Below are 9,387 nucleotides of genomic sequence, written 5' to 3' on the forward strand. Positions count from 1 at the left end.
GTAATGGCCGTAAAGAAGATATTGGAATCTTCCCGGCGGTATCCGAGTTCTGTTTTGAGTCGCTGACTCGGAAAAAGTCCAGCAGGGTAATACACATCGCCTTGCGACTGAAGCGATAAAAGGTGTTTTACTAGAGCATCAAGCAAAGCCATCATACGGTACAAAGAAACGGGTTCCCGCTCACATGTACCCGGCTCTGCTGAAATTCATCCCAAAATCTCCGGATGACTGATCCGGGAATTTACCGCTGATCCCATCCTGTTTCGTTCCATCCGGGGCTCGTATCATTTTTGTAGAATATTCTGGAACATCTTAACCTGCTACGCTAGCGTTAAACTCGTACTTAACATTATCTCTATGACACCTACCAAAAAAGGAGCCTTTGTTCGTAAAGCGAAAGACATCACGATTGGCGGTACCCTAACGCTCGCTCTGCTTACTGGAGCAATCACTTTACAAAGCTGCGGAAATAATTCAGACGAACGGCAGTACGAAACCCGCGAGGAAACCACCTTCGGCAAGGGCGTACGAACGTATATCACCGAAACCAGTCCGGGCGAGTTTAAAATCACGGACGAGGTATCCGTAGCTGCCGATAGTGCTCAGGCCATCGTTCGGTACTACGACGGGCACCGGGATACGCTGACGGCTCAGGCCGCCAAGGCACTTATTGACAAGGAAGTCATTAATAATCAGCAATATCACGCCGGACACAGTGGTTTAGGCAGTGCTCTGCTTTGGGGCGGCATGGGTTATTTCCTGGCCAATTCGCTCAACAACCGACGGTATCAGCAATATCAGACGCAGTACGGCGATCAGCAGCGTTCCCGCTTTTATACCAATCCGGCGGTCTTCAGTCGTTCAAACAACGTGCGTCAGGAAGTACAAAGCTCCCGCCGGACCCAAACGGTCCGTACGTCACGTCCGTCGAGTGGACGTAGCGGATTTTTTGGCGGTAGCCGCAGCCGTAGTTACGGTGGCTAATCGTACGTATGTATTGAATACTTGTCGAAGAATATCCCCTCAATCGAATGAAAATTAAAACCTTACCTACGGCTCCAGAAGCCCAGCTTCGTCAAATTGGCTGGGACTGGATGCTGGGTTCCGATACGATTCCTTACCTGACTCATGAGTTAGTAAGTATTAACCAGAACGAAGCTCAGGCTTACTATGACGCGGCCAATGATTTGTACGAACTGTTCGTCGAAGCCGGGCAAGCCGTGATCGATCAGGGACGTTTTGCGGAACTGGGCATTCCCGAAAACCTGATTGAACTGATCAAACTTTCCTGGAACGACGACCGTCATTTACACCTGTACGGTCGCTTCGATCTGGCTGGAGGCATTGACGGCAAGCCCATTAAACTGATTGAATTCAATGCCGATACGGCTACCTGCATCCCCGAGACGGGCATTGTGCAGTGGGCCCACCTGAAAGCCAACGGCCTTGACGAAGCCGCTCAGTTTAATACTTTGTACGAATCGCTGGTGGAGAATTTTGAGATTCTGCGGAATCTGAATTCCGACCTGACGCCTACCCTACTGGTATCGGCCATGCGGGATACACCCGAAGACGACGCCAACGTACAGGTGATTGGCGAAGCGGCCAAAGAGGCAGGTTTTGATGTTGAGTATGCCTACGTGGATGAAGTGGAATTTTCGCCGAGTGAAGGACTCTTCCGACAGAATCCGCAAAATGGCACGTTTGAACGCTTTGATTTCTGGTTCAAACTCGTTCCCTGGGAATACATTGCCTGGGAAGAACCGGATTTGGCGGATATTCTGACGCAGGTGGTTAAAAACCGGAAAACGGTAATTATCAACCCCGCATATACCCTATTATTCCAGTCCAAGGCTATTTTGAAAGTTCTCTGGGAATTGAACCCCAATCATTCGCTTCTGTTGCAAACGCAGGCCCAACCCTTAGCGGGCAAGGCTTCGGTTCGGAAAGTACTCTTTGGCCGGGAAGGGGCCAACGTGGAAATCCTCGATCCGCAGGGAAAAGCTACCGACCAGGCCGAGGGTGAATACGGAGAGCAGGATTCCATCTATCAGGAATACGTAGAATTTCCGGTAGATTCACAGGGTGATCGCTATCAGGCGGGGGTTTTCTTCGCGGGAGAAGGTTGTGGGTTGGGCTTTCGCCGGGGTGGGAAAATTCTGGATAACTCCGCTCAGTTCTCGGGCCATCTGGTGGAGTAGTTCGTTTTCAGTTGACAGTTTGCTGTTTTCAGTTTTTTGCCACGACGGCATTACGTTTCACAAAGACATTCCTGCCACACGCTTGCACCAATTTATAACCGTCATGGAATGATCGGTGCAGCTCTGGTTCAGCGTCTCCGACGCGAACGAAGTATTACCACAAAATTATCCCCGTACAAACGCGAAACCACAGTACTACCTAATACAAGTCTTTAGGCAATGCTGTGGTTTCACATGAATGCCAACCCACTGAAAACAGTAAACCGCAAACGGTAAACTAAATTATTCGTGGTGATTCATTTTGCTGTCTTTCTTGCAGCAGGCGGGCAGTTTTTCGTAGCCTTTCGCGTCGGCGGGTACGGTATCGGCGTCGTAACCCGTTTTCGTGATCGTTTCCTTAATCTGCTCTTCGTTCGTCTTTTTGGGATCGTACGTTACCGTTACGACCTTATCTTTTAAGTCCAGATTGGATTCTTTAACTCCTTTGGAAAAAGCCAGATTCTTTTCGATCCGGGCTTTGCACATGCCACAAATGGCCGAGGTTTTAATCTTTACGGTTTTGGGTTCTTCTTTCGCCCAAACCAGTCCGCTCAGCAAGAGGCAGCAGGTGAATAAGAGTGATTTTAACATACAAATTGTGTTGATTAAGCTTTAAACAAAGAGGATTTTCAAATCATTCCGTCATTTTTTCCTTTTGCTACTTTCATCCGTAAAAATGACGATATCCCGACTGGCTTCAAACCAGTCGGGATACATTATTAAGCGGCAACCATACTTTCGCATACCTCCGCACAGTGGCGGCAGGCTTCGGCACACCGGGCACAGACTTCGTCGCCGTGCTGGGCGTGTTTTTCGCATTCGGCCGCACAGGCTTTACATACTTCCGCACAGAGTTTACACAGATCCATGGCAAACTGAGAATCCCGGGCACACAACCGGGCACAGGTCGTACAAACTTCGGCACAGTCCCGACATAACTGAATGCACTGGGTACGGTCCATGTGATGATCCATCTTCGTGACGCAATTCGTCACGCAGGTTTCGCAGGTTTTTACGCAGGCCAGACAGGCCTCGATACAAGCATCCCTATTCATAAGCAATCAAGGTTTGGTTGGTATAATGTTTGAAATGTAAGCGTTGAAGGAAGTTTGATCATTTCTACATCTTCAGGCGGGTTGGTGTAAGTCGTACATACACCTGACCCGATACGGGCGTACTTCCGTATAAGTTACTCAACGCCTGATCTTTCAAGAAAACCGTACCCTGTACTCCAGCGACCAGCCATAATTTGCCAACCTGAGCCACCTGATGATTGTACCCCAAACTCAGGGCATGAACATTATACAGGGCATTGCCCGGTATCACTAACTCCTCAGCCGATTTCTGTACCCATTCATACCGACCATACAAGGCCCAGGTGGCGTGTTGCCAGTTGGATTCCAATAACACCGAGTGTTCCTGATGATGATCACCCGCGTCGTTGTAGCCCCAGGAAGCCGTGGTACCCAGCCAGCTCGTTTTGCCCAGAGTTTTCAGATGTTGTACGGACGCAGTCGTTCGATTCACGTTTTCGCTGGGATGAAGTGATTCGGGGGAATGAATGTAAGCTCTTGAAGCCTGTATAGACCAGTGCATGGAAGGATTCCAGGAAACTCGGTAACTATACGAATCAAAGCGGGGACGATCGAAATTGTACCGATTTTCGCCGGGTTCGCGTCCCGTAAAGCTCGATCCTTCCAGTTTCACCTGCCCTACCCGTACGCCCAGCGTTGCTACGCCGTACGTAATATGCGTAGCATCCTGCCAGTGGTGACTCAGGGTAGCGTCCGGATTATTCCAGGCCGAGAACCGGTGCATGAAGGCAACGGGCCCCAACGCTGGTTCGCCCGGATAGCCGACGTAGGCCGAGACATCTACCTTCTTACTCAATCGTTGCGTATAGCCAATGGTCAGTCCGGAAATCAGATCGTGTGGGTGCTGCCGATCAATCAAGGGTCGATTGTTCCAGCTTTCTCCCGTCTGGAATAAGAGCGGATACCCATTTCCACCTTCTGTCAAGGGGTCGAGCGAAACCATCAGCGTTGCCGCGAAAAGTCCGTTTTCGCCCACCTGCCGCTGGGCCATCCCCATTACCCAGTTCGGTGCCGAGATTCGGTTATCCTGCCCCCGCTTACCGGAATTAGTGAAATTCTGAGCCGTATACCGCAGGAAAACACTTCCGTGAACCATGTACATCCACTTCGACCGATGGGCCATCCAGGCGTACAAGGGCGTAGCATCAGGTTGCCAGCCCGTACCCGAACCATTCCGGTTCATGGGCAGACTCAGCGAGTACAAATGCGTCATGGTATGCTCGTGCCTATTGCCATGAGCCGTGGAATCGTGATGAGCCATCGGCTTTTGGGTACTATCGGCGTGCATGTGATGCTGCTCGTGCTGAGCCCATACGAAGCTTGACGTTAGCAGCAATCCAATAATGAGGTAACTTTTCATGGCTTTGTAGGGAAAAACTGGGTTCATTTTCCGGATTCAACAAAAGTACTTACGCACCGTATCACCCTTTTTACAGGATTCTGGATGGCTTTTGTACGATTTCGTCAGATCTGATCAAGTGGCTGCCGACTTACGTCCTCGCTGAGACGAAACTGACTGGGCGTTACTCCGGTCACTTTTTTGAACTGATTCGATAAATGAGCGACGCTGCTGTACCCTAGCTCATCGGCAATTTCACTGAGGTTCCGTTCCCGGTAACTGAGTAATTCCTTCGCCTTCTCGATTTTCAGTCGAATCACGTACTGCTCGATGGTTTGCTGTTCACTTTCCGAAAACAGCTTGCTTAACGCACTGTACTCGCGGTTAAGCTGCTCAGCCAGATAGTCCGACAGATTCTGCCGGGCGGGCTGGTTGATATACGCCAACACCAGTCGTTTGATCTGCGTGACGAGTTGCTTGCGTTTGTCTTCCAGCAGTTCAAAGCCGAGTTGTTCCAGTCGCTGTTGCAGGCGGGACCAGTCAGGTACGTCACCGTTCACCTCTACTTCCCCCAACTCTACTCGTTCGGGCGTCATGCCCAGGTCTTCAAAGGTTTGTCGAACCACCATCTTGCAACGATCACAAACCATGTTTTTGATGTATAATTTCATTGTTTCAGTTGTCGGTTTACTGTTGACGGTTTTCAGTTAAAATAGCTGTCACAATCGTACTTAAAACTTAACTTCCATTTTGACTGGGTCTCAATTCATTGAAAACTGAAAACCGTCAACCGCAGCGGCGGACCGTTGAAAACTAGTCTACGCTACTCCCCAATCTTATACCGAAATCCCACGTAGATCATTCTTCCGATGACAGGCCCCCAGACCATGGAGGCGTCGAAGTTTTTTCCGAATGGATCATTTGCTCCGATGATCGGATTTTTCTGGGTGAAGTTGGCCAGGTTTTCGCCACCCACGTACAAAGCCCAGGTTCGGAAATTCTTGGTTACCTGAGCATTAAAATTGGAGAAAGCCGGAGCGTATACGGAGGTCAGTGTACCATCGTGACTGTGATCGGTATTCGGAATCCGTCGCCGACCGTTCCATTGCCAGGTGAAGTCTACTTTCCATTTTTCGTACTTGTCACTGGCCCAGCCCACGTTGAACAATACCCGATCCCGGTTAACGAACATCTTGGGTAACAGTACCGTTTCGCCACCGGGCGTTTGTACGCTTTGCTGAACGTCGAACCAGCGATACGCCAGTTTGACCTCCGTACGCGGCAGCGGCTCGATGTTCCATTCGGCCTGAAAACTGTTGGCGAAACTCGTTCCCCGCAGGTTGTACACCGAAATACGATCCGCCGTTTCCATATCAATGATGAGCTGGTTCTGGAAGTCTGTCCGGTAAAAATCCAGCGTGAAGTTTCCCTTGCGGCCAAACCATTGCAAGGCTTTCGTCAGACCCGCTCCGTAGTTCCAGCTTTCTTCCGGGTTCAGCCGCCGATCCAGTACCGACCACGTGCGGGAGTTGACGAGCATTCCGTAGTTTTCGGCTACGGCATTCGCTACCCGCCAGCCTTTTCCGGCACTCAGTCGCAGATCGAATTCAGCGGGCAGGTGGTACAACAGGTGTACTCGCGGCGTAAACCGGGTTCCGTACAGATTGTGAAAGTCCACCCGACCACCCGCTACCAGCGTTAGTTTCTCGGGAATGGTGTAGGTATACTCGCCGTACAGGCCCGGCACAAGTTCTTTCCGCGTGAACGTTGAATCCTGGAAACGTTCGTTGTAATCATCCAGCATGAAACTGGCTCCGGCCTTGTAGGTATGCCGGGTATCGCCGATGATATTTTGGTAAATCAGATTTCCGTACAAAGTCTGCTGGATACCCGAATAATTTCGTAATCCAAACCGGGCCGACGCATCGTGGTAGACGCCATTCAGAATTAACGCCACCCCTTTGTAAGGTTTGGAAGGAAACAATTGGGCAGTCTTGCTGAACACTTCTATGCGACGGGTCAGGTTGCCGAACTCGTACACGCCGGGACGATCTTTTCCGGCTTGTCTCTGTCCACCCGTCCGGTCTTCGTACAAAGCTTTCACGCCAAATTGCGTCATCCAGCGGTCGGACTGGTACTTCCAGCGATTGACCACATTGGCCTGCGAGTACAGGGGTACATCCAGAAAGCCGTCGCCGTTTTTGTCAATGCGGTTTTGCAGCGTGCTTCCGTGACTCAGTAAACCCACCGACCATTTTTCGTTGAGTTTGCGAGCCAGATTGAGATTCAGTTCACCCCGACCAAAGCTGTTGACGTAGCCGTTCAGAAAAAGCTTGTCCGGTCCGTCGGGTTTGGCCAGTTCGATATTGATGGCTCCGGTCATGGCTTCGTAACCGTTCACGACGCTACCCACGCCCTTGGATACATCGATGGAACTGATCCAGGTGCCCGGCGTATAATTCAAACCGAACGTTGTGTTCAGGCCTCGGATGTTGGGAATATTTTCGGTATTGATCTGGACGTAATTTCCGGCCAGTCCGAGCAGTTGAATCTGCTTGGCTCCGGTTACGGCATCCCCGTAGTTGACCGATACGGAAGCATTGGTTTCAAAGCTTTCCGAGAGGTTACAACAGGCGGCTTTCGCCAAAGCTTTGATCGTAATAATTTCCGTTTGGATGGGATTGAGGCGGTCAATACTGGTGGCCGAACTCGTCACGGTCACTTCCTGCAACTGGTTCGTCGATTTCAGATAAACCGTTACCGGAGCGAGCGAATCAATCGTTAAGGTATCGCTTTGATAACCCACCAGCGAGACTACCAGTCGGCGTTGATCGGCAGTTTTCGGAATGGAAAAGGCTCCTTCCGTATCCGTTTGCGTATGAACGAACGTACCGAGCCAGTAGACGTTTGCTCCGACCAGCGGCTCGTTTTTGCCGTCGGCCTCGGCTACTTTTCCCGTTAACGTTTGAGCAAAAGCAGCCGAAACACTCCACAGGAGCAATACTCCAGTGAATCGTATTCGCTGAAAAAACATAAAATGATGGCTTTGTTGAACAAAAAGAATTCGTCTTCGAAGCCACGCTCCGAAGGTTTCGATCAACCAGCCGTATTCAAATCAGGAAAGATTGGACAAAGGAAAGCAGGGTACGCCCCGCCAGCGGGACTGCCGCCCGGGCCGAAGCCGTGCCGTAGAGCAGTGACTGAATGGCTTCAGTCAGTAACTGAAAGAACGTAAACGCAAAATGAGCCGTAAATTCTACGACCATTTTTACGAATTTGGCCGCCAGCTTGTTGAGCGAGGACGTATACGGAACGTGCTCGTACCGCACTTCTTCCTCACAGCATTTCTGCTTCTTGAGAGTCTGGTGCGTCGGCGTTGAACTGCCTTGCTTGGTACAGGCAGGGCAACTCTTCTTATCCATCGAGACCAGCGATACTTTCTTCTTGTTCCGGATATGGCACGTGTGCTCCACTAGGCCAAAACCCGTAGAACTGATCAGGACGACCAGTACCATAAAGACGTTAAACAAGCGGAAAAGTAACGACGGTTTCATGCCGTAAGAGATTTAGGTACAAAGGTAAATTGTATTTCCGTATCTCGCTGATTTTTCAATCGTTTTGTAAACAATCTCCAGAATTATGTAAATCCTGCCTAAGCTTTTCTCGCTAGCTCTTTCATTCTTTGGATAATCCTGTACTAATCTAAAAATACGAATAATTAAGGGACAAAGGCTAGTTTATAAGTCAGGAGGTCTATTTTTGTCAGTCAAAGCATTCTAAAACCGCTCTTCATGGCTCATTCTACACTAGCCGCATCGGAACAAAAAGCAAAGTTTACCGAGAAGAAATACCTCGTCACACTCGTTTTTGTTACTTCTTTATTTATGCTCTGGGGCTTTGCAATCTCCATGGGTGATGTACTCAATAAACACTTTCAGAACGTTCTGCACGTATCCAAGGCCGACTCCGGACTGGTTCAGTTTTCCATTTTTGGAGCGTATGCCATTATGAGTTTGCCCGCCGGATTTTTCATGAAAAAATTCGGCTACAAAAACGGCGTACTGCTGGGTTTGATTCTGTACTCATGCGGGGCCTTTTTGTTTATTCCGGCGGCGAGTTCGGAATCCTTCGGATTCTTCCGGATCGCCCTGTTCATTCTGGCTTGCGGACTGGCAACGCTTGAAACCGTCGCCCACCCCTTCGTAGCAGGCTTAGGCGACGAACGTACGAGTGACCAGCGAATCAACTTCGCCCAGTCTTTCAACGGTCTCGGTACCATCATTGGCCCCCTCGTTGGTACGTATCTTCTGTTACGGGAAGGCAGTGAAAGCCACGATCTGGAATCAGTAAAGTCCCTGTACCTGATTATTGGTTTTATCATTGCCGGGATTGCCGTACTGTTTTCTTTCGTGAAGGTGCCTTCCTTCCAGGATGCTCACGCTGTATCGCCCGAGGCGTATGCAGCCCATCCCGAAGCCTTTAAAAGCGAGAAAAAGCTTTTTCAACACCGCCATTTTGTGTGGGCGGCCATTGCTCAGTTTTTCAACGCGGCGGCTCAGGGCGGTACCTGGGCGTACTTTATCAACTACGGTCACGAGAAAATGGGCTTCTCTGATGAAACGGCTGGGTACTACTTCGCTTTCAGTATGGTGATGATGACGGTAGGCCGTTTCGTAGGAACGTTCCTGATGAAATACATTGCTCCGAATAAACT

General features: G+C 50.0%; 9 protein-coding genes. 3 read left to right on the forward strand and 6 right to left on the reverse strand.

The window, feature by feature from the left end; all coding sequences use genetic code 11:
* Positions 1-357 precede the first annotated feature (357 nt).
* Both ACOJTG_RS17630 and ACOJTG_RS17635 read left to right on the forward strand, forming a co-directional pair.
* Entirely contained in the window at positions 358-984 is a 627-nt protein-coding gene (locus tag ACOJTG_RS17630; RefSeq protein WP_420155024.1) for a hypothetical protein, read from the forward strand.
* Positions 985-1,031: 47 nt separating this feature from the next.
* Complete coding sequence (locus ACOJTG_RS17635) at positions 1,032-2,201, forward strand: glutathionylspermidine synthase family protein (RefSeq protein WP_420155025.1); 1,170 nt, start codon at positions 1,032-1,034, stop codon at positions 2,199-2,201.
* Positions 2,202-2,483: 282 nt separating this feature from the next.
* Here ACOJTG_RS17635 and ACOJTG_RS17640 read toward each other — a convergent pair whose 3' ends face one another.
* The 6 genes from ACOJTG_RS17640 to ACOJTG_RS17665 all read right to left on the reverse strand — a co-directional run bounded on the left by ACOJTG_RS17640 (position 2,484) and on the right by ACOJTG_RS17665 (position 8,227).
* Positions 2,484-2,831 (reverse strand): heavy-metal-associated domain-containing protein, encoded by a 348-nt coding sequence (locus ACOJTG_RS17640; RefSeq protein ID WP_420155026.1) that lies wholly within the window; start codon positions 2,829-2,831, stop codon positions 2,484-2,486.
* Between the two features lie 128 nt (positions 2,832-2,959).
* Positions 2,960-3,295, reverse strand: coding sequence for a four-helix bundle copper-binding protein (locus tag ACOJTG_RS17645; protein ID WP_420155027.1), 336 nt, complete (start codon positions 3,293-3,295; stop codon positions 2,960-2,962).
* 64 nt (positions 3,296-3,359) lie between these two features.
* On the reverse strand, positions 3,360-4,694 hold the full coding sequence (locus ACOJTG_RS17650; protein WP_420155028.1) for a hypothetical protein: 1,335 nt from the start codon (positions 4,692-4,694) through the stop codon (positions 3,360-3,362).
* Between the two features lie 104 nt (positions 4,695-4,798).
* Positions 4,799-5,344 (reverse strand): helix-turn-helix domain-containing protein, encoded by a 546-nt coding sequence (locus ACOJTG_RS17655; RefSeq protein WP_420155029.1) that lies wholly within the window; start codon positions 5,342-5,344, stop codon positions 4,799-4,801.
* Positions 5,345-5,496: 152 nt separating this feature from the next.
* A complete protein-coding gene (locus tag ACOJTG_RS17660; protein WP_420155030.1) occupies positions 5,497-7,707 on the reverse strand; it encodes a TonB-dependent receptor in 2,211 nt (736 codons plus the stop codon).
* A gap of 76 nt (positions 7,708-7,783) precedes the next feature.
* On the reverse strand, positions 7,784-8,227 hold the full coding sequence (locus ACOJTG_RS17665) for an HYC_CC_PP family protein (RefSeq protein ID WP_420155031.1): 444 nt from the start codon (positions 8,225-8,227) through the stop codon (positions 7,784-7,786).
* Between the two features lie 237 nt (positions 8,228-8,464).
* Here ACOJTG_RS17665 and ACOJTG_RS17670 point away from each other — a divergent pair.
* Positions 8,465-9,387 (forward strand): MFS transporter (locus tag ACOJTG_RS17670; RefSeq protein WP_420155032.1); only part of this gene is annotated, 923 nt, incomplete at its 3' end.

The organism is Siphonobacter sp., assembly GCF_048595215.1.
GTDB lineage: Bacteria > Bacteroidota > Bacteroidia > Cytophagales > Spirosomataceae > Siphonobacter.